This window comes from Kitasatospora sp. NPDC048239, assembly GCF_043202015.1.
GTDB lineage: Bacteria > Actinomycetota > Actinomycetes > Streptomycetales > Streptomycetaceae > Kitasatospora.
Genome location: NZ_JBICZP010000001.1, coordinates 762,284 through 787,029 on the forward strand (window position 1 = coordinate 762,284; position 24,746 = coordinate 787,029).

Genomic DNA, 24,746 nt, shown 5'->3' on the forward strand with positions numbered 1-24,746 from the left:
GCTATGCTGATCCACATGTCACGCCGAAGCTACGACCAGTACTGCGCCGTCGCCCGCGCCCTGGACGCGGTGGGGGAGCGCTGGAGTCTCCTGATCGTCCGTGAACTCCTGGCCGGCCCCCGCCGCTACACGGACCTGCACGCCGACCTGCCGGGAGTCTCCACCGACATCCTCGCCGCGCGCCTCAAGCAGCTGGAGGGCGAGGGCCTGGTGGTCCGCCGCCGGCTGGAGCGGCCCGCCAACGCCACCGTGTACGAGCTCACCGGGCGGGGGCTGGCGCTCCGCGCGGTCATCGGCGCGCTGGGCGCGTGGGGGCTGGACGCGCTCGGTGAGCAGCGGCCGACGGACGCCGTCCGGGAGCACTGGTTCACCGAGCCGGCTACCCGGGACGCGGCGGCCGTTCCCGGCTAGGGCCGGTTGCGGCGTCCCACCGGATGTGCGGCGCCGGGTGGGCGGGTCCGTGACGGCCGGGGGGCGGGTGCGTGACGCCGGGTCGGTGGCCGACCGTCGGGTCTGCGGCGACCGGCACCCCCGCGGTCGGCCGCCGCGGTCGGCCACCGGCCCGGCGAGACGTGTCGTCCACGGTGCCCGGTCGCGCTAAACGGCGGATCGGCGTTCGATGAGCGGTGCCGTTGATCCGGCCGCGGGCCTGCCGGGCCGGGCATCGGTTTCCGGTGCGGCCGGGTCGGTGGCGGGCTCGGGCCGGTGGTGCGGCCGGGTCGCGGTTTCCGGTGGGGCCCCGCCGGAGGCCGGACGTCAGGGCGCGTACGATCGTCGGGCCATGGAGAACACCGCTCACATCTCGCGCACCGGGCCCGCCGCACCCACCGGGCCCGCCGTGTACGCCAGTTACGTCGCCGTCGGGGACTCCTTCACCGAGGGCATGTGCGACGACCTGCTCCCCGACGGGCACTTCCGGGGCTGGGCCGACCGGGTCGCCGACCGGCTCGCGGCCGAGCAGCCGGCCGGGGCCTTCCGGTACGCGAACCTCGCCGTACGCGGCAAGCTCATCGGACAGATCCACGACGAGCAGCTGCCCGCCGCCACCGCGATGCGCCCCGCGCTGGTCACCCTGGCCGGCGGCCTCAACGACGTGCTGCGCCCGCGCTGCGACATCGAGCAGGTCGAGGACCTGCTCGGCCGGTCCGCCACCGCGCTGCGCGCCACCGGCGCCACCGTCGTGCTGTTCACCAGCACCGACCCGACCCGCCGGATGGCGGGCAGTGCCCGGCTGCTCCCGGCCATCCGGCGGATGAAGGCCTTCGTCCACGAGCTGGGCCGCGACGACCCGGGCATCGCCGTGGTGGACCTGTTCTCCGCGCCCTGCTTCGACGACCGCCGGCTCTGGGCCGAGGACCGCCTGCACCTGTCGCCCGAGGGCCACCGCAGGGTCGCCGAGGCCGTCCTGGAGGCCCTCGGCCACCCCGCGTCCTTCGACTGGCGCGCCCCGCTGCCCGCCGCCGCCCCGGCCGGCCGCGGTGCCCGGCTGGCCGCCGACGCCCGCTGGCTGCGCACCCACCTCGGCCCCTGGATCGGCCGCCGCCTCACCGGCCGCTCCTCCGGCGACGGCCGGGCCCCGAAGCGCGCGGAGCTCCTGCCGTACGAGGGGTGAGCTCCCCCGTCGACAGCGGAGCGGGCCGCCGGGCGCGAGGTGCACGCCCGGCGGCCCGCTCACCGGTTCACCCGGGCCGGACGTTCACCCGGGGCCGTCAGACGCACCAGTTGTTGAGGGCGGACACCTGGTTGTTCCAGGTGCCGGTGTCCCAGACGGCGGCACCGTTGGACTTGTAGATGACGAGGTTGCCGTCGTCCTGGACCGCGACCCGGCCGCCCGGCGCGGCGACGTCCCCGATGGTGCACGCGAGGGCGTTGCCCTTGTACAGCTTGATGTAGCCGGTCGCGGACCAGCTCAGGCGGGTGAGCCCCCAGCCCGAGGTGCCGCTGGCCCACAGGACCGCGCCGTCCCAGTTGCGGTAGAGGACGAGGTTGCCGTCGGACTGGAACTTCAGGTGCACCCAGTTCGACGACATGCTCACGTAGTCGTTCGGGTACCAGTCCGGGGTGCTGAGGACCAGCGCCTTGCTCTGGTCCGCGGCGGAGGCGGACGGGCTGACCGCGAAGGTCAGGCCGGCGGCGGCGATGGTGGCCGCCCCGACTGCGGCGATCCGCTTGGTGAGGTTCTTCACGAGAAGACTCCTGCTGGGTCGAGTGATTCGTGGAAGAAGCAGGCAGGCCCCGCACGGCCTCCGGCTCCTGAAGGAACCTATCCCGGCCGGGAGTGCTCCGTGCACGGTAAATGAGTCAACGTCAGATCGCATGTGCCGCAAGGGGTTTGTGGTTCGGTATGGCGCCTGGTCAGTCGCGGCGGAGCCGTTCGTTCCGGGACTGTGCCGCAGGCCGGTGCCGGTGGCATGCATGGGCCGCTTCACGCGGGGGTCGATTGCATACATCCTGTTCGTGGGCGTACCGGGGGTCGTGGCTCCGGAGGGCGGGGTCGGAGCGCGGCCGACGTAGACTTGGCCGGTTCGACGCGCCGCCGAGCGGCGCCCACCTTTGGAGGACCGCACATCGTGGCCGAGACCCAGACGCAGCAGGACGACACCGGGGGCACCCCGGGTGGCGGGGCCGCCCTGCGGGCCGACTGCGGCAGCTGCTTCGGGCTGTGCTGCGCCGCGCTGCCGTTCGCGGCCGGCGCCGACTTCGCGATCGACAAGGCGGCCGGGACGCCCTGCCGCAACCTGCAGGCCGACTTCGGCTGCGGCATCCATGCGCGGCTGCGGGACAGCGGCTTCCAGGGCTGCACGGTGTACGACTGCTTCGGGGCCGGGCAGCGGGTCTCCCAGGTGACCTTCGGCGGCCGGAGCTGGCGCGAGGCGCCCGAGAGCGCGTCGCAGATGTTCGAGGTGTTCCCGGTGGTGCGGCAGCTGCACGAGCTGCTCTGGTACCTCACCGAGGCCCTGACCTTCGCCCCCGCCCGCCCGGTCCACGCCGAGCTGCGCCGGGCGCTGGACGAGACCGAGCGGCTCGCCCGGAGCGGCCCGGCCGAGATCCTCGCCCTGGACGTGCCGGCCCACCGGCAGCGGGTGGCCGAGCTGCTGCTGCGGGTCAGCGAGCTGGTCCGCGCCGTCGTGCCGCGCCGCCGGGAGCACCGGGGCGGCGACCTGTTCGGGGCCAGGCTGCGCGGCGCGGACCTGCGGGGAGCCAACCTGCGCGGCGCGCTGCTGGTCGCGGCCGACCTCGGTGGTGCGGACCTCCGGCTGGCCGACCTGATCGGCGCCGACCTGCGGGACGCCAACGTGGCCGGGGCCGACCTCACGGAGGCGCTCTTCCTCACCCAGGCCCAGCTCAACGCCGCCCGCGGCGACGCCTCGACGCGGCTCCCGGCCACCCTCGCCCGCCCGGGCCACTGGCCCCGGACGGCCACCGCGGCCACCCCGGGCGACCGCCCGGCGCAGGGCCAGGGCCAAGGTCAGGGTCAGGGGCAGCGCCGCAAGCCGCGCGGCCAGCAGGGCAGGCCCCAGGGCGGGCGCTCGGGCAAGCCCCGGCGCTGAGCCCAAGGCGGGGGCTGCACAACCGCCGAGATGGCAACCGCCGGGCAGATCGGCAGCAGCCGGGCTGCGCCTGGGGGCTGCCTGGGAAGTCGGTGGGGCCGACTTTTCGTGCGGGGGTGGGTGTTGGTCTGCCGAGGGTCAGGCCAGGATGCGCAGCTCTGTTGCCGGGTGGCGGCGGAGGAGGGCGCAGGTGGTGCCGGCGAGGGTGGTGAGGGCTACGGCGGCCAGGGCGTAGCGGGAGTCCGCCGGGTGGAGGGGCCAGGCCCAGGGCTGGGGGCGGCCGTCGGGGTGCCAGCCGGCGGCCGAGCAGAGCAGGGGCGTGACGGCGATCGCGGCGGCCGCCGGGCGGTGGCCGAGCAAGGGGTGCAGCAGCAGGGCCAGGCCGAGGTAGCCGGCGGTGTTGCGGCCGAGGACGAGGGACAGCTCGCCCTGCCCGGCCGCGAAGGCGAGGGCGCCCAGTACCGCGCCCGCCGCCGCGACGGTCAGCGCGAGCGCCACGTCCAGACCGCGCAGGAAGCGCCCGGCGACCAGCTCCGTGCGCAGGTCGCCGCGGCCGAGACCGTGCAGCAGGACCACCGCGGGGAGCAGGGTGACCACGTGTGCGACCAGGAAGTGCCCGGCCTGGCCGCGCAGCGCCGGTACCGGCAGTTCGCCGTCGCCGACCAGCAGGCCGAGGGCGAACGTCCCGGCCAGCGCGGCGGCGACGGCCGGGACGGCGCGGGCCTTGCACCACCAGATCATGCGGCACCGCCCGCGCCCTGCGGGTCGGCGGGATCCGTGCCGCAGTGCCGCAGCGCCTCCGTGGTCCGCCGGTACCAGTTGAGTTGGGCCTCCCGGGGGAGCCGCAGGACCTGTGCGACGAGGGCCAGGTCCTGCTCCCCGAACCGCCCGGCGGCGGGCGGGGCCGCCGGTTCGCCCGCCGACCCGGCCGGGGCCGCCTGCGCGGTGAGCCAGGCCGTCACCGGCCCGGCCGCCGCGCCCGCCGGGTAGGGCTCGCCACGGCGGGCGCACCCGGGTGCGGCGGGGAGCAGTCCGCTGACGACGCCCGGTGCCACGTCCTGCGGTCGGGCGGTGGTCGGGACGCCCAACTTGGCTTCTCCCGGGCCTGGTTCGGCCGCCATGGTGAGCACGGCGGGTACCGGGACGCCGTTGTCGGCGAGTCGGCCGGCGACCCGCCGGGCCTCCTCGCGGACCAGGCCGGCGCGGGTGCCGCCGAGCTCCGGCCAGAGGCAGATCCGCGGGCGGCCGTGGTCGCAGACCAGCTCCTCGGCGGGCCGGGCGAGAACGGGCGCCGGACCGAGGCCCTGCGCCAGCGAGCCGGCCAGCCCGATCCCGCCCGCCGTCACCGCCAGCGCGAGGGCCGTTGCCGCCGCCGCGCCCCGGTGGCGGATCAGCAGCACGGCCGCCGCGCAGACCGCGCCGCTGAACGCCAGCGGGCTCCACACCGCGCGGACGTCCAGCACCTGGTCCACCCCGCAGCAGTCGGAGAGCCCGCCGCCGACCAGGTGCCGCAGCCAGAACGCGTCGAACGAGGCCGGGTAGGCGTTCAGGACGAAGCCGGCGACCAGCGCCAGCGGCACGGCGACCACCGGCACCAGCACCCGCCCGACCACCGACCCGACGAGTGTGTTGGCGAGCAGCAACCCGGCCCAGACGGCGAGCACGCCCGGTTGCGGTGCCCCGGCCGCGCTGCCGGCGGCCAGTGCGGCGGTGCCGAGCGCGGCCGCCATGCCGAGTCCGCCCATCACCGCCACCGGCAGGAGGACGGGGGCGGTGACGGTCAGGGGGGAGCGGACCGGGGAGCCGTCGAGGACCCGCCCCCGGTGCAGCCGGGCGCCCTCCCAGGCGCCCGCCGCGGCGCAGGCCGCGCAGACGAAGGGCAGTGCGAAGGTGGCCTGCCCGGCGGCCGAGAGCCCGTACGACGGGGTGACCCAGGCGGTGAGGTCGTCCGCGAGCGCGACCAGGACGAAGCCGAGCAGGAACGGCAGTGCGCGGGTCGCGGCAGAGGTTCGCAGCAGGGTGCGCAGCGGCATCGGTCAGACCTCCCGCTCGACCAGGCGCGCGTACGCGGCCTCGGCGCTCCCGGGGGCACCGGGGGCACCGGGGGTACGGGGAGCACCGGCGGTGCCGAGGGCGTGGAACTCAGCGGCGCCGCCCTGGAATCGGACCGCGCCCCGGTCGAGCACCACCACCTGCCGGTAGATCTCGGCGAGGTCCTCGGTCTGGTGGGTGGAGACGATCAGGCTGACCTCCCCGGCCAGCTCCTCGATCAGGGTCCGGAACACGCCGCGCTGCGCCGGGTCGAGTCCGGCGGTCGGCTCGTCCATCAGGATCAGCTCGCTGTGGTGGGTCAGACAGCCGGCGATGCCCATTCGGCGCAGCTGGCCGCCGGAGAGCTGATGGCTTCTGCGGTCGGCGAGTTCGGTGAGCCGGACCCGGGCCAGCGCGGTGGCGGACGCCTGCCAGGCGGCCGCGCGGGACATGCCCTTCAGCCAGCCTGTGTACGCGACCTGCTCGCGGACGCTGAGCCCGGGGACCGGGGTGACCTGCTGCGGCAGCCAGGCGACCGCCCGCCGGTAGGCGGTCCGGTCGCCCCGCCCGGCGCAGCCGCGGCCCCGCCAGGAGACGGCGCCCCGGCGAGGCGTGAGCTGGGAGGCGGCCAGGGCCATCAGGGTGGACTTCCCGGCGCCGTTGGGGCCGAGCAGGACGGTGGCCGGGCTGTCGATCCGCAATTCGAAGGCGGTGAAAAGATTCGCGTTCCGGGCGTACCGGAAGTCGATGCGATGGAATTCAAGGGTCATGTCGGGGTCGGCGCATTTCGTTCGGCTGGTGCGGTGCGGGGGGAGATCTGGGGGACGCGGGAATGGCGCGGGAATGGCGTGGGAATGGCGTGGGAATGTGCGGGAGGGCGCGGTGCGGCGTTCCGGCGGGCGGAGGCGCCCGCCGGAACGCCGGCCGGGGCGGCGGGGTCGGTCAGGTCGCCGGGGCGGCCGGTCAGTACCGGGCGCTCACCGTGTCGACCCAGAGCGTGCCGCCGGAGCGCACGCCCTCCAGCGTGAAGTAGTACGCGCCGGGGCTCTGGTCGCCCCAGGTGGAGGTGTCGCACCGGTTCAGCCGGGAGCCGTAGGACTTGTCCGGGCCGAAGACGTCCTTGTAGAGCGCCACATCGGCGTTCTTGAAGTCGTTGTTCCCGGTGGTGCAGCCCTGGAAGGACACCGCGGTGGCCACGTCGTCGCGGTCGGCGTCCTGCCAGCGCCGGGACTCCGACCCGGGCGCCCAGTCGCTGATGTGGGAGCTCCACGATCCCTCGGCCAGGGCGGGCGTCACCCCGGCGAACGCGAGCAGGGCGGCCGCCACCAGAATGCCGCGGGCGGCCCTGAGGTTCTTTGCGTGCATATCCGTCCGATCTTTTCGGTGGCACCCCGGGGAGTGCCATGCAGGCAAAAAGAAACGAGCGGGCGATCCGGCCGGTCATCGCCACCGGAAATACACGTTAGCGTATACGAACGTAGCGGGTGCGTCCTTTTAGGACAATCGGCGGGAGGATGCCTCAGGATTGTTGAATCCGGGGCTGTCCGACCAATAGTGACAGGTATTGTCCGGTCGATTTCCTGAATGGTTCGAAGTGGGCCGATACTGCCCTGGTTTGGCGGTGGCGGTGGGAGTTTCCGTTCGCTCCGGGGAAGGCCGCCGCCCCTCGCCGGGCGAGTGGTGAGGGGCGGCGGCCAGTGCTGGTGGCATATGACCGGACGGGCGGATGGCCGGTTCACGACGACGCGGTCGGTCGGGTCCGGTCCGGCTGGACCAGCGGAGGCGGATCGGGCTCAGACCGCCGGGGCGAGCAGCCGTCCGCGCAGCGCGTCCACCAGGGCGTCGTCCACGCCGAGCCGGTCGGCGGCGTAGCCGCGGACGGAGCCGTGGGCGGCGGCGAGGTCGGCGAGGGTGAGCCGGATGACCGCCTCCGGGGCACGGCCGAAGCCGGGCCAGCGCAGTGTGCGGCCCGGGTTGGCGGCGTGCCAGTCGGCGATGAGGCGGGGCGTGGCGAGCTCGGTGAGGGCGAAGTCGGCGGCGATCTCGTCCTCGTGGACGCCGAGGAGGGAGAGAACGAGCGCGGCGATCAGCCCGGTGCGGTCCTTGCCGGAGGCGCAGTGGAAGACCAGCGGCTCCTCGGCGCCGGCGATCAGGTCGAGTACCCGGCGGATCTCCTCGACCCCGTCCTCGGCGACCTCGGCGAAGCGGTCGGCGAGGTAGCGCCACGGGTCCACGTCGGGGTCGATCTCGGCCTGGTCGTAGGGGCGGTGTTCGATGGACAGGTTGTGGTAGTCCAACCCGAGTTCCGGGATCCGGCCCTTGGCGGCGATCTCCCACGGGTAGCGGAGATCGATCACCGTCCGGATGCCGAGCGACCGGAGGCGTTCGCCGTCCGAGCCGGCCAACTTGGCCAGCGAGTCGGAGCGGTAGAGCAGCCCCCACTGCACGGTCCGTCCGTCGACGCCCCGATAACCGCCCAGATCACGGAAGTTGTGCAGGCCTTCGAACGCGATGTGTCGTGTCATGATCGCACCCTACTGAGTGCGGTGATCGGCAAAGCGGGGGCGTGGGCATGGACGAGCGGATCGAGCAGGCAGGGCTGCTCTACGAGCGGGCGGTCTTCGGCGGCGAGGACGGCGTACTGGAGGCGGCCGACCGGCAGTTGGACGCCGTCGAGGCGGACCTCGCGTTGGCCCGGGGGCGGCTGATCCATGCCCGCTTTCTGGAGCAGCGCGTCGGTGACGTACGGGAGTCGGAGCTCTTCGAGCAGGCGGCCCGGTTGTACCGGGAGCTGGGCGACGGGCGGGGCGAGGGCGAGGCCCTGCTCTGGATCGGCATCTACCACCAGGTGGTCGGGGGCGACAACGAGACGGCGGTGCCCGTTCTGGAGCGCGCACACGGACTGGCGGACCGGGCCGGCGACCGGCTGACGGTGTCGTACGTCCTGCGGCACCTGGGCATCGCGGCACACATGGCCGGCCGGCTGGGCGAGGCCCGCGAGCGGCTGGAGGAATCAGCGCGGCTGCGAAGGGAGTTGGACTTCCCCGCGGGTGTGGCGGCGAACCTCGTCGGGTTGGCGTACATCGCCGCCGCCGAGGAGCGACCGGAGGACGCCCGGGGTCTGCTGGAGGAGGCGGCCGCCCTCGCGGGGGCGGCGGACGCCAAGGCCGTCCTGCGCTCGGTGGACGAGGCGCGCCGGGACCTGTGACACCGTCAGGCCGGTCGCTGCGGGGCGGCGACCGGCCCGGGGAGCTCGGCAGCCGGGAGGTGGTCCGCCTGGACGGCGTCGATGAAGGACTGCCGGGCAGCGGCAGGGAAGACGAGGACGGGGCCTTCGGGGTCCTCGGAGTGCACGGCCATCAGGAGGGGGCCGTCCTCCTCGAACAACCGGCGTCGGCGGGCCGGTCGGGAGGAGACCTTCTCCTGGACCAGGTCGGGGTTTCCGGCTGCGGTCCCCGACGCGAGCAGGCGTGTGCACACGCCTCGGACTGCAGGAGGGCGGAGATCCGAATGACCGGATCCCCCGGGCTCCGGCTGGTCCGCGAGCTCGCCTCCTCCTGCGGTCGCGAACTCACCGAGGGCGAGATCGTCACCAACCGCTTCTGGGCGCAGGTGGATTCGCCGCGTTCCCTAGGCCCGGGGTCTCGGGGTTGGGGGGCCGGGGCGGGGGCGGGTGTTGCGGTCGGCGAGGACCTCGCGGATCACGTGCCGTGCGTTGGCGGCGAGCGACGGGTTGCTGTGGCGGTAGTAGGGGAGCTGGATCAGCGCGATCGACAGCGCCCAGGCGCGGCCGCGGAGCCAGTCGGCGTCGTCGGCGCCGAGCGCGGTGCGGAAGGCGGGGCGGGCGGACGCGGGGAGCAGGTTCCAGGCGACGATCAGGTCGACGGTCGGGTCGCCGACGCCCAGCAGGCCGAAGTCGATGACGGCGGCCAGCCGTTCGCCGTCGATCAGGAGGTTGCCGGGGGAGAGGTCGCCGTGCACCCAGGAGGCCGGACCGGGGTGCACGGGCAGGCGTAGCGCCTCGTCCCAGACGGCGGTGGCGGCGGCGGTGTCGATCACGCCGGGCAGCCGGGTCAGTGCGGCCCGGGTGGCGTTGTCCCGGTCGGCGAGCGGGACGCCACGGGCGGCCGGCGGGCCGTCGGCGGGGTCGACCGCGCGCAGTGCGGTGATGAACCGGGCCAGGTCCTGGGCGAGTCGGACGGGCGCGGGGACGGCGCCGACGGCGGGGTTGCCGCCCTCCAGCCACCTGACCACCGACCACTCCCACGGGTAGGCCGTGGACGGCCGCCCCAGGGCGAGGGGGACGGGGATGGGGACGGGCAGCCGCGGCGCGAGAAGGGGCAGCCAGTGGCGCTCGCGCCCGACCCCCTCGGCGGCCCACCCGACCCGGGGCAGCCGCACGGCCAGTTCGGACCCGAGCCGGAACATCGCGTTGTCCGTCCCGGCGGAGGCGACCGGCTGGACCGACAGCCCGGTCCACTGCGGGAACTGGGCGGCGAGCAGCCGCCGGACGAGGGCTGCGTCGATGTCCGGTTCGTCGGTGTGCAATCTCTCGGCGGCGCACATGGGCGGCAGCGTACAGCGCGACCTCGGGGGACTCGGCAGGATTTCCGTTACTAGGGTGGCCGGATGTCGAACGTGCGTGTGAAGTCGCGGTTGAAGCGGTGGGAACGGCGGGTCCTGGTGGGCGCGCTCGGCGGGGTGGCGGGGTTGGCGGTCGCGGGGTTGGTGGGGAGGGTCAACCGGCGTTCGGGCGGGTTGGCGCTGCTGCGGGAGTGGTTCGACCACCCGCTGCTGTTCGGGACGCTGATGCTGCCTCTGCTGTTCGTGGCGCTGGTCCTCGCCACCTGGCCGGTCTGGCTCCGCAGTGTGCTCGGGGTGGTGACGGTGGTGCTGGGCCTGGCCACGGTGCCGTTCTGGCTCTTCTCGGACCACCGGGCGACGACGAGCGACGAGGCGGCGCCAGGCCGTCCGGACCGCCGGGTGGTCGTCGTCGAGGGCCACGCGATGATCGACCCGCTCTACTGGGTCTACGTCGAGGAGGGTGAGGGCCTGGCGCGGCGGCGCTGGGAGGTCGCGTTCCTCAACGGCGACTGGAACGGTCTGAACGAGGTCGCCTGGGACGGTCCGGACCGACTGCGGCTGGTGGTGGACCACCGGCCGCACCTGATCGGGATCGCGGAGGGCGGCCGCCCTGAGCGGGCGCCTATCCAGTGGGGCTGATGCCGCGTCGGCCGCGGTTCGTCGGGAAATCGGTGAACCGCGGAAGGTCGCCCGAACGTCTAGGCAAAAAGGCCAATCGGCTTCTCCACGGGGATCGGCCGTTCGCCGTCCGAGCCGATACCAATACGGGGGTTGACACCGGAAGTTGGTCTAGTCCATTTTAGTGGGACAACAGATCGGTGCGGCGGGGGCCTTGCAGAGCCCCTTTGCCGGATGGACCAACTGGCCTGCCGACGGCGTGAGTCCACTGCGGATGCCCACGTCCCGTATCGGGTGCCGAGCGCGTAGGAGGTAGGAATTCCAGTCCCGCCCTGGGGGAGGACCACCGCCTGCGCGGGCCGGCCGGGCGGCGCGACGACGCGCCCTTCGCCGGCCTGCCCGGCATGCGTCCACTGACCTCTCCTCCTGCCGTGACCTGCGGCGTTTCCTGAGCGCCGGCCTCATCCGCGGTACGGGTCAACTCCCGTACGGCGGATCGGTCCTGCCCGAATCCCACTCCCGGACGACACCTCGCCAAGGTTCGAGCGGCGGTCGGCCCGTCCACGGCGAGTGATCGGCCGACAGCCGGTGGCCGCGTGTCCGACCGTAACTCCGCGGCGGTCGGCCGAATTTTGTTCCGCGATTGCACATGAAAGCCCGGGAGTGATTGCATGCCGACACCCGACCGCTATCTGTACCGAGCCGCCTCCGACATTCCGTATTTCTCCGCTGACGGTGAGTCATATCTAGCCCGGACGCCCCTGCGTGACATCCGGAAGTCGCAGAAGCTTCGCGTGCTGTCCGAGGAGGACTTCGCCTTCTGGCAGACGTACGGCTATGTCGTCGTCAGGCAGGCGATTCCCGCGGAGGCGGCGCGGCGCCTGCTGGACTTCGCCTGGGACTTCCAGGGGCTCGACCCGGACCGCCCGGAGACCTGGTACGAGGAGCGGCCGTACCGGACGGAGCTGGACCAGCACCTGCACATCTACGGCTTCGTCGAGGCGTACCACCACCAGCTCATCTGGGACAGCCGCCAGGCGCAGCGGGTCTACGACGCGTTCGTCGACGTCTGGGACTGCGAGGAGCTGTGGGTGACGCTGGACCGGCTCAACCTGAACCCGCCGAACGTCGGCAACCGCGACCGCGCGCTGATCGAGGCCACCGACCGGGGGTTCGACATCGAGCTGCACTGGGACGTCGACACCACGCTCGCCGTGCTGCCGCAGCGGGTCCAGGGCATCATCGCGCTGAACGACACGCAGCCGGACACCGGCGGCTTCCAGTGCAACCCCGAGCTGTTCCGGCGGTTCGAGCCGTGGCGGCTCGCCCAGCCGGCCGGCCGGGACCCGATCAGGCCCGATGTCGACCGCGAGGAGTACCCGGTGGTCCGGCCCGAGCTGTCGGCCGGCGACCTGTTGATCTGGAACGGCCTGCTGGCGCACGGGGTGGCCGCCAACAGCTCGCAGAGCGGCGTCCGTTCGGTCCAGTACCTGTCGATGATGCCCGCGCTGGAGGAGCACCGGGAGATGCGCGAGTCCCGGATCGAGTCGTGGCGCAGCCTCGCCACGCCGACCTGGAACGGGACGCTGCTCGGCGACGCGACCAGGCCCGAGTCGCTGCGGTACCCCGCCGCGGAGCTGGACGACCTGGGCGCCAGGCTGCTCGGGCTGACGTCCTGGCGGGGCGAGGGCCTCGGACCGGCGGGCGGGGAGCGGGCATGCGCAGAATCTGTCTGACCCTTCCGACCAACCGGGCCTGCGCCGCCGCGATCGCGGCCGTCGGTGCGGAGGCGGCCTACGCGGCCGGGCACTTCGAGGTCGAGGTGCACCTGCTGGTGCTGGACTCCTCGGCGGAGCCGGAGTTCGCGGAGCACGCGCGGGCGGTGCGCGCGCTGGAGCCGGTGGAGCGCGTGGTCGTGCACCACCTCGGTGAGGACCGGCAGCGGGACTTCCTGCGGCGGGTGGTCGACCGCTCGGGGGTGGCGGAGCCGGAGGCGGTGCTGGAGCTGATGCTCCCGGACGCGGTGTCCTACGGCGCCTGCACCAACCGGGCGTTCCTGATCGCCGCGGCGCTGGGGTGCGAGTCGGTGCACCGGCGGGACTCCGACAGCGACTACCAGGTGCTGGACGGCGCCCCGGTGTTCCCGGTCCACCACGAGCTGCTGTCGCTGGGCCGACGGGCGGGCGACGCGGTGGCCGGCGTCACCAGGAGCGAGCTGGAGCCGGAGCACGCCGGGAAGCCGGTCTCACTGGTCGGAGCCTCCTTCATCGGCGAACTCTCCGTGGACATCGGCGAGATCAGGGAGCTGGACCCGCAGGTCTACTACGAGGTGGTCGGCCTGTGGGCCGAGACCGGGGCCTCGGTGGAGCAGCGGCGGGAGCTGGTGGACGATTCGTTCACCGGAGGCGGCACCGAGCCGTTCACCGCCGACGGGTCGGTCCTCGGCGCACCCGACATCTGGCGGGTGGACATGTGCAACGTGGGCTTCGACTCCGAGGTGTACGAGCGCGTCCCGCTGCCGCCGGCGGTCGCCACCATCGGCAGCGACTACTTCCTGCTGCACCTGGTCCGCGACGCGACGCTGCCCGGGGTCGTGCACAACCGGCACATCGTGAACCGCTACACCCCCGAGCGCCGGACCGCCGCCGGATTCACCGCCTACCAGCTGCGGTTCACCAAGTTCCTGCTGTCGATGCTCTACCTCCACCCCGTCTACGCGGCGATGGAGGAGGCCGGCGCGGCGCTGCTCGACCCGCAGCACCGGGTACGGGTGGACGCCGTCCTCGACCCGATCCGGCGCAGCGCCGGGACGGACCGGGCGGAGAACCGTCGACGGCTGGCGGTCCTCGACCGCTGCTACCGGCAACTGGGCGGCAGATACGCCGAGTTCGCCGACCACCTGGTGCCCCTGCGGGCGAGCCTGCTGGACGAGGCCCAGGCCGACATGGAGGACTTCGCGCTGCTGACCGACGTCTGGGGCCCGCTGGTCCAGGCCGCCAGGCACGAGGCCCCGACCAGTCCCGACAGCCGGATCCGGAGCCTCGACGATGCCTGAGAACACAGCCGTCCGCGCCGCCCTGGCGGCCGCCGCCGACGACCGGATCATCTTCGACCTGGACGGGATCGAGGGCCAGTACGCCGCGCTGCTGAGCGAACTCCCCGGCGTGTCGGTGCGGTTCGCGATGAAGGCGTGCCCGGTGGACGAGGTGCTCGCCGCGCTGGCGCGGCAGGGCGCCGGCTTCGACGCGGCCAGTCCGCACGAGATCGCGCAGGCGCTGCGCACCGGCGTACCCGTCGAGCGGATCCACTACGGCAACACCATAAAGTCCGACCGCAACATCGCCGACGCGTACCGGCTCGGCGTCAGGGACTTCGCCACCGACAGCCTGGAGGACGTGGCGGCGATCGCCGTGCACGCCCCGGGCGCCCGGGTGTTCTGCCGGCTGGCCACCAGCGGGGAGGGTGCGCTCTGGGGCCTCAGCCGCAAGTTCGGCTGCTCGACCGAGGACGCCGTCCGGGTGCTGGAGGCGGCGCGGGCGGCTGGCCTGACCCCGTCGGGCCTCTCCGTCCACGTCGGCTCGCAGCAGATGACCGCCGACGCCTGGCAGAGCGCGCTGGACTCGCTGGCCGAGGCCCTGGTGGCGCTGGAGCGGCGGGGGATCCTGCTGGACCACGTCAACCTCGGCGGCGGCCTGCCCGCCCTCGGCGTCCTCGACAAGCGGGGCCGGCCGCTGGAGCCGCCGCTGGACAAGATGTTCGCGGTGATCCGGGAGGGCGTGCAGCGGCTGCGGGAGGTGTCGGCCTCACCGCTGGACCTCCTCCTGGAGCCGGGGCGCCACCTGGTGGCCGACCACGGCGCCATCCGGGCCCACGTGGCGCGGCTCTCCTCCCGCCGCCAGCTCGACGGCGGGCGGGAGCACTGGCTGTACCTGAGCTGCGGGAAGTTCAACGGGCTGTACGAGATGGACGAGCTGCAGTACCGGCTGGAGTTCCCCGGGCACCCCGGCGGGGAGTACCTGGCGGCCGTGGTCGCGGGCCCGACCTGCGACAGCGACGACGCCTACGCGCACGACGGCGGGCTGGTCCGGGTGCCCGCCGCGGCGGCCTCGGGGGATCCGGTCTGGATCCTCTCCTGCGGGGCCTACGCCGTCGGCTACATGACCCGGGGGTTCAACGGCTTCGACCCGCTGCCCTACAGCTGCGTCCGCGGCGGGGGCGCCACCACGGAGGTGTCCGCGTAGATGGACGACGACATCCGGATCAGGCCGCTGGCCGAGGGCGACTGGGACGCCGTCGTGGCGCTGGAGGCCGGCGCCTACGCGCTGGACGGCCTGTCCGAGGGCCGGGAGGCGCTGGAGTCCCGGGGCCGCTCCTCGCCCGGCACCTGCTTCGTGGCGGAGCACCGGGGGAGGGTCGGCGGCTACCTGCTGGCCCTGCCCTACCCGCCGATGCGGATCCCGGACCTCAGCCTGCCCGAGGGGCCCGGTCCGGCGCGCGCCGCCACCGGTGGCGGCCCGGCCGCGGGCAACCTGCACGCGCACGACCTGGTGATCGCCGAGGAGTTGCGCGGCAGGGGGCTGGGCGTCCGGCTGCTGGACCACCTCCTGGAGACGGCGCGGGAGCAGCGGTTCGAGCGGATCTCCCTGGTGGCCGTCCGGGGCACCGAGGTGCTCTGGGCCCCGCTGGGGTACCGCGCCCACCCCGGGGTGGGGATCCCGGCGAGCTACGGCAGCCGGGCGGTCTACATGTCGATGGCCGTGGCGCCGGCCCCGGACGAGAAGTCGAACCACACCGGCGATCCGCTGCAACCGGCGGCACCGACAGACGAATTGGGCTGATGCACATGTTCCGCGTTCGCGACGACTTCCGCAGAGCCCAGGTGGCGATCGCGGCGCTGTTCTGCTTCCTCGGGTTCCAGTACGGGACGTGGGTCTCGCGGCTTCCCGCGCTGAAGGCCCGGCTCGACCTGAGCGAGGCGGAGCTGGGCCTGCTGCTGATGGTCTGCGGCGCGGGCGCGGCCGCCTCCTTCCCCCTGGTGGCGACGCTGATGAGGCGGCTCGGCTCGCGGGGCCTGTCGTTCGTGTCGGCGCTCGGCCTGGGCCTGGTGCTGCCCGCGCTGGCGCTGGCACCGAACTACCCGGTCGCGCTGGCGGTGGTCTGCTTCGACGGCGTCGCCGTCGGGTGCCTGAACGTCGCGATGAACGCGCAGGGGGCCGCGTTGGAGGTCCGGTACGAGCGGACCGCGATGTCCCGGTTCCATGCGACGTTCAGCGGCGGGGCGCTGCTCGCCGCGCTGCTGGCCTCCGGCGTCAACACCCTCACCCCGGCGCTGGGGGTGCACTTCGGGGTGGCCGCGGGCCTTCTGCTGCTGCTGATCGGGTTCGCCCGGCCCAGACTCCTGACGGATGGTCAAAAAGCCGAGGAGTCGGGCGAAGCCGGGCAGGCGGAGCCCAGGGGCCGCCGCAGGCTGACCATGCCGTCCCGGGTGACGGTCTGGATGGGCGGCGCGATGGTCTTCGGCACCGTGACCGAGGGCGCCATGAACGACTGGTCCACGCTCTACCTGCAGGACGTCGTGCACGCCTCGTCGGGTCTGGCCCCGCTGGGCATCGCCGTCGTCTCCGTCATGATGGTGCTGGCCCGGGTCTTCGCCGACGGCTGGCGCAGCCGCTGGGGCGACGGCCGGATCGTCCGGGTCGGCGGCGCGGTGGCCGGGGCCGGGCTGGCACTCGCCCTGCTGGTCGGCGGCGTGGTGCCGACACTGATCGGGTTCGCCTGTGTGGGGCTGGGGATGGCCGCCGCCACCCCGTGCATCTACGTGGCCGCGGCGCACCAGGGTTCGGACGCCCTGGCGCTGGTCGCCGCCACCGGCACGGTGGGCCTGCTGGCCGGTCCGGCGGTGATCGGCTTCATCGCCGACGGCAGCGGCCTGGTGTGGGGCATGGCGGCGGTGGCCGCCTCGGCGGCCCTGGTCTCCGCCTGCGCCACCCGGATCCGCTGGCGGGCCGCGGCGGGGGACAAGGCCGCCCCGGCGAGCCCGGCCGAGGCCCCGGCTAACCCAGCGTGACCCGTACCCCGACCGTGCCCGCCGCCCCGCGCCGCAGCCGGTTGCCCAGCAGGGTGATCGAGCCGATCAGCCCGTACTTGCGGCGCAGCGGCGGCAGGTAGGCGGCGGTCCGCTCGGGGCCGAGGAGTTCGGCGGTGGCCGGGACCTGCTCGCCGTGCAGGTTGCCGCGGATGTCGCAGGGGCCGACCAGGACGTCCCGGCGGTTGCGGATCCGCTTGACCTTCCAGGAGTCGGCGACGGTGGTGAAGCCCAGTGCGTCCCCGTCGCGCACCACCCAGACCGGGGTGGGCACGCCGGTGCCGTCCTTGCGGTAGGTGGTGACGAGCAGGTACTTGGCGGCGGCGAGCCGCTCCAACTGCGTGGCGTCCATGCCCGGCAGTCTAGGAACGCCCACCGGATGCCGGAACAGTGCGGCGCTGGAGTCTCGTCGGAGTGAGCCCCCCGCACCCGCCCGCAGGTCCGGCGCGCGCCACGCCCGGGTTGCGCGGGGGCGTCCCGGCGGTGTCGCCGGGCAGTGCCAGAATGCGGGGGTACGGGGAACGCAACTCTGGAGAAGGTGGCCGGCTTCGTGAGCACGCCAGTCGAACAGCAGGCCCAGCAGGCGATCGGACGGAAGATCGCCGAGGAGCTGGGCGTCCGCGAGGGGCAGGTGAAGGCGGCCGTCGACCTGCTCGACGGCGGCGCCACCGTGCCGTTCGTGGCCCGCTACCGCAAGGAGGTCACCGGCTCGCTCGACGACACCCAGCTGCGCACCCTGGAGGAGCGGCTGCGCTACCTGCGCGAGCTGGAGGAGCGCCGCACCGCCGTCCTGGAGTCGATCGAGGCCCAGGGCAAGCTGGACGACGCGCTGCGCGCCCAGGTGCTGGCCGCCGACTCCAAGGCCCGGCTGGAGGACATCTACCTCCCGTACAAGCCCAAGCGGCGCACCAAGGCGCAGATCGCCCGAGAGGCCGGCCTGGAGCCGCTCGCCGACACCCTGCTCGCCGACCCGGCGCAGGACCCGGCCGCCCTCGCCGCCGGCTACCTGAACGAGTCGGTCGCCGACCAGGCCGCCGCGCTGGAGGGCGCCCGCTCGATCCTGGTCGAGCGGTTCGGCGAGGACGCCGACCTGGTCGGCTCGCTGCGCGAGCGGATGTGGGGCCGGGGCCGGATCGTCGCGACGGTGCGCTCCGGCAAGGAGCAGGACGGCGCCAAGTTCGCCGACTACTTCGACTTCGCCGAGCCGTACACCAGGCTCCCCTCGCACCGGATCCTCGCGCTGCTGCGCGGCGAGAAGGAGGAGGTGCTGGACCTCGACCTGTCGCCGTACGACGGCGAGGACGGCGGCGACCTCCCGGGCGCGAACGACTACGAGCAGCGGATCGCCGCCCGCTTCGGCATCGCCGACCACGGCCGCCCGGCCGACCGGTGGCTCGGCGACACCGTCCGCTGGGCGTGGCGCACCCGGATCCTGGTCCGGCTCGGCATCGACCTGCGGTCCCGGCTGCGCCAGGAGGCCGAGGACGAGGCGGTCCGGGTCTTCGCGGCCAACCTGCGCGACCTGCTGCTCGCCGCCCCGGCCGGCACCCGCGCCACGATGGGCCTGGACCCGGGCTTCCGCACCGGCGTGAAGGTCGCCGTGGTGGACGCCACCGGCAAGGTGGTCGCCCACGAGACCATCTACCCGCACCAGCCCGCCAACAAGTGGGACGCCTCGATCAACACGCTGGCCGTGCTCGCGGCCCGGCACGGGGTGGACCTGGTGGCGATCGGCAACGGCACCGCCTCGCGGGAGACCGACAAGCTGGCCGAGGACCTCATCAAGCGCCACCCCGAGCTGAAGCTGACCAAGGCGATGGTCAGCGAGGCGGGCGCCTCGGTGTACTCCGCCTCCGCGTTCGCCTCGCAGGAGCTGCCCGAGCTGGACGTCTCGATCCGCGGCGCGGTCTCCATCGCCCGCCGCCTGCAGGACCCGCTGGCCGAGCTGGTCAAGATCGACCCCAAGTCGATCGGCGTCGGCCAGTACCAGCACGACCTCAGCGAGCTGAAGCTCTCCCGCTCGCTGGACGCCGTGGTCGAGGACTGCGTGAACGCCGTCGGGGTGGACGTCAACACCGCCTCGGCGCCGCTGCTCACCCGGGTCTCCGGGATCACCGGGACGCTGGCCGACAACATCGTCTCGCACCGTGACGCCAACGGCCCGTTCCGCACCCGCAAGGCGCTCAAGGACGTCGCGCGGCTCGGCCCGAAGGCCTTCGAGCAGTGCGCGGGCTTCCTGCGGATCCCCGACGGCGACGACCCGCTGGACGCCTCCAGCGTGCACCCCGAGGCGTACCCGGTGGTGCGCCGGATCCTCGCCGCCACGGGAGGCGAGCTGCGCGGGCTGATCGGCAACAGCGGTGCGCTGCGCGCGCTGCGGCCCGGGGACTTCGCCGACGACACCTTCGGCATCCCGACCGTCACCGACATCCTCGGCGAGCTGGACAAGCCGGGCCGGGACCCGCGCCCGGCGTTCCGCACCGCCACCTTCAAGGAGGGCGTCGACAAGATCGGCGACCTGGAGGTCGGCATGATGCTGGAGGGCGTGGTCACCAACGTCGCGGCCTTCGGGGCCTTCGTGGACGTGGGCGTCCACCAGGACGGCCTGGTGCACGTCTCGGCGCTGTCGAAGAACTTCGTCAAGGACCCGCGCGAGGTGGTCAAGCCGGGCGACATCGTGACCGTCCGGGTGACCGCGGTGGACGTGCCGCGCAAGCGGATCGGGCTGACCCTGCGGCTGGACGACGAGGTCGGCCGCCCGGGCGGCGGCGAGCGGGGCGGCGGCGAGCGCGGCGGCGGCCGTGACCGGGGCGGCGACAAGGGTGCCCGGCAGGCCCGTCCGCCGCGCCAGGACCGGCGGGGTTCGGGCGGGTCCGGTGCGGGTGCCGGCTCGGGCGGTCAGGCCGCGCCGGCCAACAGCGCCATGGCGGACGCGCTGCGCCGGGCCGGGCTCTCGGGCGGCGGCCAGGGCGGCTCGGACAACCGCCGCTCCGGGCGGCGCTGAGCCTGGCGGTGGACGCCTGGCGGTAGACGCGCGGCGGGCCGGTGGACTTCGTGTCCACCGGCCCGCCGTTTCGCGGTCGCCGCCTCAGGCCAGGACCTTCTCCTTGGCCCGCTGGTACTCCGCCTCGGTGATGGCGCCGCTCGCCTTCAGCTCGGCCAGCTTCGCCAGCTGGTCCGCATGGCTGCGTCCGGCCGCCCCGGCGCCGCCCGGCGGTGTGTCGGTGGCCGCCTCCCGGACGTAGGCCTTGAACGCGGCCTCGCTCTTCCGCGCCTGCTGGACGTCCCGCTCGCTCATCGACTGGCCGCGCACGATGACGTAGACGAGGACGCCGATCAGCGGCAACAGGATCACCAGGATCAGCCAGCCGGCCCGGCCCCAGCCGCTGAGGTCCTGGCTGCGGAAGATGTCCGTGATGATCTTGAAAAGCAGGAAGAACCAGAGGATCCAGAGGAACAGCTCCAGCATCGTCCAGAAAATGTTGAGCAGCGGGTAGTTGTCCATGACGCTCCCGTCGGTGCTGACGCGCTTCAGACGAGTCATATCACCGCATATAGGACATCGCTTTGCCGTGCTCGGCCATTCTGGTGATCTTCACCGCCGAGAGGCGTGCTGAGCGGCCTGCCGGGAAGAGCGCGGTGGACGCGCCGTCGGCACCGGGGGGCTTCGGCAGGGGCGGGCGGGGTCGGGCTGCGGAGCGGCTCAGCCGGTGGCCCGTCGGCGCAGCTCCACCGCCAGCCCGACCAGCTCGCCCCACCAGGCCTCGTGCCCGCCCACCAGCAGCCGCTGCGCCTCGGTCGGCTCCACCGCCCGTACCTCGACGACCTGCTCGCCGTCCTCCGGGTTGGTCGGCGCGGAGTCCACCGCCACATCGGCCCAGCCCCAGAGCCAGGCCTTCTCCGGGTGCGGCTGCCACGGCCGGTACGGCTCGGGGTTGTCCGTCACGCACCGGTGTGCGCCGAGCCAGGCCGGCGCGCCGAGCAGCCGCGCGCCGGCCTCCTCGCGGAGCTCGCGGGCCAGGCAGGAGTCGACGCTCTCGCCGCTCTCCCGGGTGCCGCCCGGCAGGAACCAGTGGTCGCGGGCGTCCCGGCAGAGCACGACCAGTCCGTCGGTGAAGCCCACCAGGTGGATGTTGGTGACCAGCTCGTCCGGCGGCAGCGCGGTGGAGAACTGTGCGTCGAAGCGACCCCACGCCCAGTACTGCGGTGCGTGCAACGCGGGGAAGCGGGCGGCCAGTTCGGCGGCTCTGTCGGTGGTGTCCGTTCGGTCCGTGGTATCGGTCATTCGGTGATCGTAGTGCCGGTGGAGCGCAGCAGGGGGACGGCCGGATGAGCCAGGGTGAGTTCGGCCGCATCGATCGCCCGCGGGCGGCGGGGGATGGTCGCCTCCAGCGGTGCACCGGCCCAAGTGCCCAGCGAGATCTCGGCGGTGATGCCTGGTCCGAAGCCGGCGATCAGCCCCTGCGCCCCCTCGGTGACGGCGCCCTCCTCGAACAGCCGGGCGAGGGCGTCGAACACCACGGCGCTGGCGATGTTGCCGCGCTCGGTGAGGGTGGCGCGGCTGAACCGGAAGGCCGCGGGCTCCAGGTCGAGGTAGTGGCAGAGGTCGTCCAGGATGCGCGGGCCGCCGGCGTGCACGATGTAGAAGCCCAGGCCCGAGATGTCCCAGCTGTGGGCGGTGGCGAGTTCGCGCAGGGCCGGGGCGAGCATCTCCATCGTGCCGGGGACGCGCTTGTCGAGCTGAAAGTGGAACCCGGTGTCCTTGACCCCGTACGAGATCCAGTCCTCGGTACCGGGGACGAGGTGCGAGCCGTTGCGCTCGACGTGTACGCCGCTGCCGCCCCGGCCGCGGACGACGGCGGCGGCGACGGCGTCCCCGAACAGGCCGTTGGAGAGCAGCGAGCCGACGCCGAGGTCGGTCGGCTGGTAGCAGAGCGAGCAGAACTCGCAGGCCACGATGAGGACGTTGGAGCCGGGGTAGGCGCGGCAGAAGTCGTGGGCCCGGTTGACGGCCGCGCCGCCGGCGGCGCAGCCGAGTTGGGCGATCGGCACCTGGCGGGTGTCGGAGCGGAAGCCCATGGTGTTGATCAGCCAGGCGGTCAGCGAGGGCATCATGAAGCCGGTGCAGGACACGTACACGATCAGGTCGATGTCCCGGGCGGACAACTCGGCGTAGCCGAGCGCGCGTTCGACCACCTCGGGGACGCGCTGCTTGGCCTCCCGCTCGTAGACGGCGTTGCGGGTGGTGAAGCCCGGGTGCCGCAAGGTCTCCTCGATCGGCTGGACCAGGTGCCTGGTCTGCACCCCGGTGTTCTCGATCAGCCGTAGTGCCAGGGCGAGTTGCGGGTGCCCGGCGTGCAGGCTGCGGGCCAGGTCGAGGGTCTCGTCCAGGGTGATGACGTGCTCGGGTACGGCGATGGCGGGTCGGCAGAGTGTTGCCATGGGTGCGGGTCTACCCCTCGTGGCCTACGGGTGCGGCGGACTGGTGACGGGCGGGTGCTGCGCTGCTGTCACCAGGCGACCGGCAGGGTGCGGGGGTAGCGCCAGATCGAGCCGGTCTGCCAGTCCAGCTCCTCGGCGGGGACGGCGAGCCGCAGCCCGGGGAAGCGGCGCAGCAGGGTGCCGATGGCGACCTGGAGCTCCATCCGGGCGAGGTGGGCGCCGGGGCAGTGGTGGGTGCCGTAGCCGAAGGTCATGTGGTTGGCGGTGCCGCGGTCGAGGTCCAGCTCGTCGGGCCGTTCGAACATCCGCCCGTCGCGGTTGGCGGCCAGGTAGGAGACGTGCACGGCCTCGCCGGCCCGGATCAGGACCCCGCCGAGCTCGACGTCCTCGGTGGCGACCCGGGCGATGCCGACGCCCTGGCGGAACGGGATGAAGCGGAGCAGCTCCTCCAGGGCGCGCGGCAGCTGCTCGGGCCGGGCGCGGAGCTTGGCCAGCTGCTCGGGGTGGGTCAGCAGGGTGTAGGTGATGTTGCTGAGCTGGTAGGTGCTGGTGTCGTGGCCGGTGACCAGCAGGACCATGGCCATCACGGCGAGTTCCTGGTCGTCCAGCAGTTCCTCGCCGTCCCGGGCGGTGGCGAGCGCGCTGATCAGGTCCTCACCGGGGTCGCGGCGGCGGGCGGCCGTCAGCTCGGAGAAGTACGCGCGCAGCGCGGCCTTGGCGTCCACCTGGCCCGCGCCGCTGCCCGGGCCCATGGACATCATCGCGACGGCGTGGCCGCGGAGTTCGGCGCGGTCCTGCTCGGGGATTTCGAGCAGCTCGCAGATGGTGGTCATCGGGAGCCGGCTGGAGAGGTGGCGGACCAGGTCGGCGGGGGAGCCGTGCTCGGTCATCTCGTCGAGGTAGCCGTCGACGATGGCCTGGGTCTTGGGGCGCATCCGCTCGACCTGGCGGTTGGTGAAGCCCTGGGCGACCAGGCGGCGCAGCCGGTTGTGGGCGGGCGGGTCCATCAGGTTGATCGCCTCGACCTGGGCGATCGGGGCGGGTGTCATCCGGGGGAGGTCGCGCCCGATGCCGGCGGCGCGGCTGAAGCGGCGGTCGGTGGTGACCACGCGGACGTCCTCGTAGCGGGTGGCCAGCCAGGCCTCGCCCTCGCCGTGCGGCAGCCGGATTCTGGCGATCGGGTCCTCGGTGAGCAGTCGCTTCAGGAGGGGGTCGAACTCCAGGCCGTCGGTGTGGTTGAAGGGACAGTCCCACACGGGGGCGGAGGTAGTCACGGGCTATCCAATGGCCGGAGTCGGTACCGCCCGAAGCAGAGGTCGTTCGGGCGCGGACGTGCTGATGTTCCCCCATCGAGGGGCGGAAATCCGGGCAGATCAGATAGTTCGCTCGATCGAGGGAGATACCTGATTGTCAGGCGATATGTCGTGTGGTCTGTTCACTGATCCGTCGTGCGGCGGGCGGGAGTTGGGGTCCGGGCCCGCCCGCCGGATCCTGCGGGCGGGCCCGGCGGCGGCTCAGCCGGCGGGGACGTAGTCGAAGCGCGGGGTGAGGGTGCCGAGGACGCTGCCGGCCTTCGGGCCGGGGCGGTTCGTGTACTGGGAGATCAGGTCGGAGGCGTCCTGGGTGACGTGGAACGGCAGCTTGTCCAGCTTGAAGCCGGTGAAGGTCGGCCGCCCGCTGGCGATGACCTCGCCGTAGCTGGTGTCGCCCACCGGGAACTCCGGCGAGACCTCCGTACCGTCCACCTGGAGGCCCGAGGACCAGAGCGGGGTCGGCATCACGCGGATGTACGTCGGGATGAGGGTGAAGGTGTGGCCGGAGCCCGGGTGGGTGAGCTTGAGGCCGCCGGGGTAGAAGATCCGGCCCTGCGCGTCCAGGTGGTCGCCGGCGGTCGAGCCGATCGGCATCTCGACGCCCTTGCCGTCCTCGTCCATCCGGAAGGGCTCGATCGCGGTGACGGTGACGTTCTCCTCGGCGATCCACTTGCTGGTCTCCTCGCTCAGGGCGAGGTGGGCGCTGCCCCAGGGCGAGATGTAGACGCCGCCCGCGCGGGTGGTGGCGGCCGACTCCGTGCGCCCGGGGGAGGCGGAGGCGCTGGTGGCGAAAGCGGCCGGGGCGAGCAGGGTGCCGGCGGCGGCCAGGACGGCGAGCCGGCGAAGGGCGCGGTGCATGGTGGACTCCTCGGAACGGGGGGTGGGATTCCAGGGCCCAAGGGGCCTGGAAGCGGGGGGCGGATCGGGCCGGGAGGCGGTGGGGCCCGCAGGAACGGGCCGGTGAAGCGGCGGACCGTGGACCGCACCTGCCTCTCGTGGGGTCAAATCTCCTTGGCGTACAGGTGATCTGATCTATCGTCAGCTGTCCGGACGGTCGGGTCCGGTGGTGGGGGAGCTGTGATCAACAGGGATCGTAAGTGCACGGATGTGCCCGCTTTCGCC

24 protein-coding genes and 1 pseudogene are annotated in these 24,746 nt (G+C 73.5%); 11 read left to right on the plus strand and 14 right to left on the minus strand.

Features of this window, described 5'->3' with window-relative positions; genetic code table 11:
- Positions 1 to 15: 15 nt before the first annotated feature.
- Positions 16 to 387, plus strand: a pseudogene (locus tag ACGFZP_RS03330) (winged helix-turn-helix transcriptional regulator); the annotation flags it as partial.
- A 394-nt stretch (positions 388 to 781) separates the two neighbouring features.
- Entirely contained in the window at positions 782 to 1,612 is an 831-nt protein-coding gene (locus tag ACGFZP_RS03335; RefSeq protein WP_392928023.1) for an SGNH/GDSL hydrolase family protein, read from the plus strand.
- A 97-nt stretch (positions 1,613 to 1,709) separates the two neighbouring features.
- On the opposite strand, the gene ACGFZP_RS03340 is transcribed toward ACGFZP_RS03335, so the two are convergent.
- Complete coding sequence (locus ACGFZP_RS03340; protein ID WP_392928025.1) at positions 1,710 to 2,186, minus strand: hypothetical protein; 477 nt, start codon at positions 2,184 to 2,186, stop codon at positions 1,710 to 1,712.
- Positions 2,187 to 2,570: 384 nt separating this feature from the next.
- Here ACGFZP_RS03340 and ACGFZP_RS03345 point away from each other — a divergent pair, with 384 nt between their 5' ends.
- The gene (locus ACGFZP_RS03345) at positions 2,571 to 3,551 is read left to right on the plus strand and encodes a pentapeptide repeat-containing protein (RefSeq protein WP_392928027.1); all 981 of its coding nucleotides are present in this window, start codon (positions 2,571 to 2,573) and stop codon (positions 3,549 to 3,551) included.
- A 138-nt stretch (positions 3,552 to 3,689) separates the two neighbouring features.
- Here ACGFZP_RS03345 and ACGFZP_RS03350 read toward each other — a convergent pair whose 3' ends face one another.
- The 5 genes from ACGFZP_RS03350 to ACGFZP_RS03370 all read right to left on the minus strand — a co-directional run bounded on the left by ACGFZP_RS03350 (position 3,690) and on the right by ACGFZP_RS03370 (position 8,107).
- A complete protein-coding gene (locus tag ACGFZP_RS03350) occupies positions 3,690 to 4,292 on the minus strand; it encodes a hypothetical protein (protein ID WP_392928029.1) in 603 nt (200 codons plus the stop codon).
- On the minus strand, positions 4,289 to 5,584 hold the full coding sequence (locus ACGFZP_RS03355) for a hypothetical protein (protein WP_392928032.1): 1,296 nt from the start codon (positions 5,582 to 5,584) through the stop codon (positions 4,289 to 4,291). Before ACGFZP_RS03355 ends, ACGFZP_RS03350 begins: the two co-directional genes overlap by 4 nt.
- 3 nt (positions 5,585 to 5,587) lie before the next feature.
- Positions 5,588 to 6,352, minus strand: a complete 765-nt coding sequence (locus ACGFZP_RS03360; RefSeq protein ID WP_392928034.1) for an ATP-binding cassette domain-containing protein — start codon at positions 6,350 to 6,352, stop codon at positions 5,588 to 5,590.
- Between the two features lie 193 nt (positions 6,353 to 6,545).
- Positions 6,546 to 6,947 carry a hypothetical protein gene (locus ACGFZP_RS03365; protein ID WP_392928036.1) on the minus strand — a complete coding sequence of 134 codons (402 nt, stop codon included), beginning with the start codon at positions 6,945 to 6,947 and terminating at the stop codon, positions 6,546 to 6,548.
- Between the two features lie 428 nt (positions 6,948 to 7,375).
- Positions 7,376 to 8,107: a tyrosine-protein phosphatase gene (locus ACGFZP_RS03370; RefSeq protein WP_392928038.1), complete on the minus strand. Its 732-nt coding sequence runs from the start codon at positions 8,105 to 8,107 to the stop codon at positions 7,376 to 7,378.
- 47 nt (positions 8,108 to 8,154) lie between these two features.
- On the opposite strand from ACGFZP_RS03370, the gene ACGFZP_RS03375 reads away from it, so the two are divergent.
- A complete protein-coding gene (locus tag ACGFZP_RS03375) occupies positions 8,155 to 8,790 on the plus strand; it encodes a tetratricopeptide repeat protein (RefSeq protein ID WP_392928040.1) in 636 nt (211 codons plus the stop codon).
- Positions 8,791 to 8,795: 5 nt separating this feature from the next.
- On the opposite strand, the gene ACGFZP_RS03380 is transcribed toward ACGFZP_RS03375, so the two are convergent.
- Both ACGFZP_RS03380 and ACGFZP_RS03385 read right to left on the minus strand, forming a co-directional pair.
- Complete coding sequence (locus ACGFZP_RS03380; protein ID WP_392928042.1) at positions 8,796 to 9,062, minus strand: DUF397 domain-containing protein; 267 nt, start codon at positions 9,060 to 9,062, stop codon at positions 8,796 to 8,798.
- Between the two features lie 150 nt (positions 9,063 to 9,212).
- Positions 9,213 to 10,148, minus strand: a complete 936-nt coding sequence (locus ACGFZP_RS03385; RefSeq protein ID WP_392928044.1) for an aminoglycoside phosphotransferase family protein — start codon at positions 10,146 to 10,148, stop codon at positions 9,213 to 9,215.
- Positions 10,149 to 10,211: 63 nt separating this feature from the next.
- On the opposite strand from ACGFZP_RS03385, the gene ACGFZP_RS03390 reads away from it, so the two are divergent.
- From ACGFZP_RS03390 to ACGFZP_RS03415, 6 genes are all read left to right on the plus strand, one after another.
- A complete protein-coding gene (locus ACGFZP_RS03390; RefSeq protein WP_392928046.1) occupies positions 10,212 to 10,805 on the plus strand; it encodes a hypothetical protein in 594 nt (197 codons plus the stop codon).
- A 650-nt stretch (positions 10,806 to 11,455) separates the two neighbouring features.
- Positions 11,456 to 12,520 carry a phytanoyl-CoA dioxygenase family protein gene (locus ACGFZP_RS03395; RefSeq protein ID WP_392928048.1) on the plus strand — a complete coding sequence of 355 codons (1,065 nt, stop codon included), beginning with the start codon at positions 11,456 to 11,458 and terminating at the stop codon, positions 12,518 to 12,520.
- A complete protein-coding gene (locus tag ACGFZP_RS03400; protein ID WP_392928050.1) occupies positions 12,502 to 13,839 on the plus strand; it encodes a DUF6271 family protein in 1,338 nt (445 codons plus the stop codon). Before ACGFZP_RS03395 ends, ACGFZP_RS03400 begins: the two co-directional genes overlap by 19 nt.
- Positions 13,832 to 15,025, plus strand: a complete 1,194-nt coding sequence (locus ACGFZP_RS03405; RefSeq protein ID WP_392928052.1) for a type III PLP-dependent enzyme — start codon at positions 13,832 to 13,834, stop codon at positions 15,023 to 15,025. The genes ACGFZP_RS03400 and ACGFZP_RS03405 overlap by 8 nt, the downstream gene beginning before the upstream one ends.
- Positions 15,026 to 15,622: a GNAT family N-acetyltransferase gene (locus ACGFZP_RS03410; protein ID WP_392928055.1), complete on the plus strand. Its 597-nt coding sequence runs from the start codon at positions 15,026 to 15,028 to the stop codon at positions 15,620 to 15,622.
- Between the two features lie 5 nt (positions 15,623 to 15,627).
- Positions 15,628 to 16,851, plus strand: a complete 1,224-nt coding sequence (locus ACGFZP_RS03415; protein ID WP_392928058.1) for an MFS transporter — start codon at positions 15,628 to 15,630, stop codon at positions 16,849 to 16,851.
- Here ACGFZP_RS03415 and ACGFZP_RS03420 read toward each other — a convergent pair.
- Positions 16,838 to 17,221 carry a PPOX class F420-dependent oxidoreductase gene (locus ACGFZP_RS03420; protein WP_392928061.1) on the minus strand — a complete coding sequence of 128 codons (384 nt, stop codon included), beginning with the start codon at positions 17,219 to 17,221 and terminating at the stop codon, positions 16,838 to 16,840. The two genes, ACGFZP_RS03415 and ACGFZP_RS03420, sit on opposite strands and share 14 nt — an antisense overlap.
- Before the next feature lie 198 nt (positions 17,222 to 17,419).
- Here ACGFZP_RS03420 and ACGFZP_RS03425 point away from each other — a divergent pair, with 198 nt between their 5' ends.
- Complete coding sequence (locus tag ACGFZP_RS03425) at positions 17,420 to 19,873, plus strand: Tex family protein (protein WP_392928063.1); 2,454 nt, start codon at positions 17,420 to 17,422, stop codon at positions 19,871 to 19,873.
- An 84-nt stretch (positions 19,874 to 19,957) separates the two neighbouring features.
- Here ACGFZP_RS03425 and ACGFZP_RS03430 read toward each other — a convergent pair whose 3' ends face one another.
- The 5 genes from ACGFZP_RS03430 to ACGFZP_RS03450 all read right to left on the minus strand — a co-directional run bounded on the left by ACGFZP_RS03430 (position 19,958) and on the right by ACGFZP_RS03450 (position 24,482).
- Positions 19,958 to 20,374, minus strand: coding sequence for an SHOCT domain-containing protein (locus ACGFZP_RS03430; protein ID WP_392928338.1), 417 nt, complete (start codon positions 20,372 to 20,374; stop codon positions 19,958 to 19,960).
- 198 nt (positions 20,375 to 20,572) lie between these two features.
- The gene (locus tag ACGFZP_RS03435) at positions 20,573 to 21,154 is read right to left on the minus strand and encodes an NUDIX hydrolase (RefSeq protein WP_392928064.1); all 582 of its coding nucleotides are present in this window, start codon (positions 21,152 to 21,154) and stop codon (positions 20,573 to 20,575) included.
- Positions 21,151 to 22,311, minus strand: coding sequence for a type III polyketide synthase (locus tag ACGFZP_RS03440; RefSeq protein ID WP_392928067.1), 1,161 nt, complete (start codon positions 22,309 to 22,311; stop codon positions 21,151 to 21,153). Before ACGFZP_RS03440 ends, ACGFZP_RS03435 begins: the two co-directional genes overlap by 4 nt.
- 68 nt (positions 22,312 to 22,379) lie before the next feature.
- A complete protein-coding gene (locus ACGFZP_RS03445) occupies positions 22,380 to 23,585 on the minus strand; it encodes a cytochrome P450 (protein WP_392928068.1) in 1,206 nt (401 codons plus the stop codon).
- Positions 23,586 to 23,825: 240 nt separating this feature from the next.
- Complete coding sequence (locus tag ACGFZP_RS03450) at positions 23,826 to 24,482, minus strand: hypothetical protein (RefSeq protein WP_392928071.1); 657 nt, start codon at positions 24,480 to 24,482, stop codon at positions 23,826 to 23,828.
- Positions 24,483 to 24,746 lie beyond the last annotated feature (264 nt).

What these genes read in the sequence shown, in the direction of transcription:
- ACGFZP_RS03335 (WP_392928023.1), top strand. Translation starts at nt 782, where the DNA reads ATGGAGAACACCGCTCACATCTCGCGCACCGGGCCCGCCGCACCCACC.
- ACGFZP_RS03350 (WP_392928029.1), bottom strand. Translation starts at nt 4,292, where the DNA reads ATGATCTGGTGGTGCAAGGCCCGCGCCGTCCCGGCCGTCGCCGCCGCG.
- ACGFZP_RS03355 (WP_392928032.1), bottom strand. Translation starts at nt 5,584, where the DNA reads ATGCCGCTGCGCACCCTGCTGCGAACCTCTGCCGCGACCCGCGCACTG.
- ACGFZP_RS03360 (WP_392928034.1), bottom strand. Translation starts at nt 6,352, where the DNA reads ATGACCCTTGAATTCCATCGCATCGACTTCCGGTACGCCCGGAACGCG.
- ACGFZP_RS03365 (WP_392928036.1), bottom strand. Translation starts at nt 6,947, where the DNA reads ATGCACGCAAAGAACCTCAGGGCCGCCCGCGGCATTCTGGTGGCGGCC.
- ACGFZP_RS03370 (WP_392928038.1), bottom strand. Translation starts at nt 8,107, where the DNA reads ATGACACGACACATCGCGTTCGAAGGCCTGCACAACTTCCGTGATCTG.
- ACGFZP_RS03375 (WP_392928040.1), top strand. Translation starts at nt 8,155, where the DNA reads ATGGACGAGCGGATCGAGCAGGCAGGGCTGCTCTACGAGCGGGCGGTC.
- ACGFZP_RS03385 (WP_392928044.1), bottom strand. Translation starts at nt 10,148, where the DNA reads ATGTGCGCCGCCGAGAGATTGCACACCGACGAACCGGACATCGACGCA.
- ACGFZP_RS03390 (WP_392928046.1), top strand. Translation starts at nt 10,212, where the DNA reads ATGTCGAACGTGCGTGTGAAGTCGCGGTTGAAGCGGTGGGAACGGCGG.
- ACGFZP_RS03395 (WP_392928048.1), top strand. Translation starts at nt 11,456, where the DNA reads ATGCCGACACCCGACCGCTATCTGTACCGAGCCGCCTCCGACATTCCG.
- ACGFZP_RS03400 (WP_392928050.1), top strand. Translation starts at nt 12,502, where the DNA reads ATGCGCAGAATCTGTCTGACCCTTCCGACCAACCGGGCCTGCGCCGCC.
- ACGFZP_RS03405 (WP_392928052.1), top strand. Translation starts at nt 13,832, where the DNA reads ATGCCTGAGAACACAGCCGTCCGCGCCGCCCTGGCGGCCGCCGCCGAC.
- ACGFZP_RS03410 (WP_392928055.1), top strand. Translation starts at nt 15,026, where the DNA reads ATGGACGACGACATCCGGATCAGGCCGCTGGCCGAGGGCGACTGGGAC.
- ACGFZP_RS03415 (WP_392928058.1), top strand. Translation starts at nt 15,628, where the DNA reads ATGTTCCGCGTTCGCGACGACTTCCGCAGAGCCCAGGTGGCGATCGCG.
- ACGFZP_RS03420 (WP_392928061.1), bottom strand. Translation starts at nt 17,221, where the DNA reads ATGGACGCCACGCAGTTGGAGCGGCTCGCCGCCGCCAAGTACCTGCTC.
- ACGFZP_RS03430 (WP_392928338.1), bottom strand. Translation starts at nt 20,374, where the DNA reads ATGGACAACTACCCGCTGCTCAACATTTTCTGGACGATGCTGGAGCTG.
- ACGFZP_RS03435 (WP_392928064.1), bottom strand. Translation starts at nt 21,154, where the DNA reads ATGACCGATACCACGGACCGAACGGACACCACCGACAGAGCCGCCGAA.
- ACGFZP_RS03440 (WP_392928067.1), bottom strand. Translation starts at nt 22,311, where the DNA reads ATGGCAACACTCTGCCGACCCGCCATCGCCGTACCCGAGCACGTCATC.
- ACGFZP_RS03450 (WP_392928071.1), bottom strand. Translation starts at nt 24,482, where the DNA reads ATGCACCGCGCCCTTCGCCGGCTCGCCGTCCTGGCCGCCGCCGGCACC.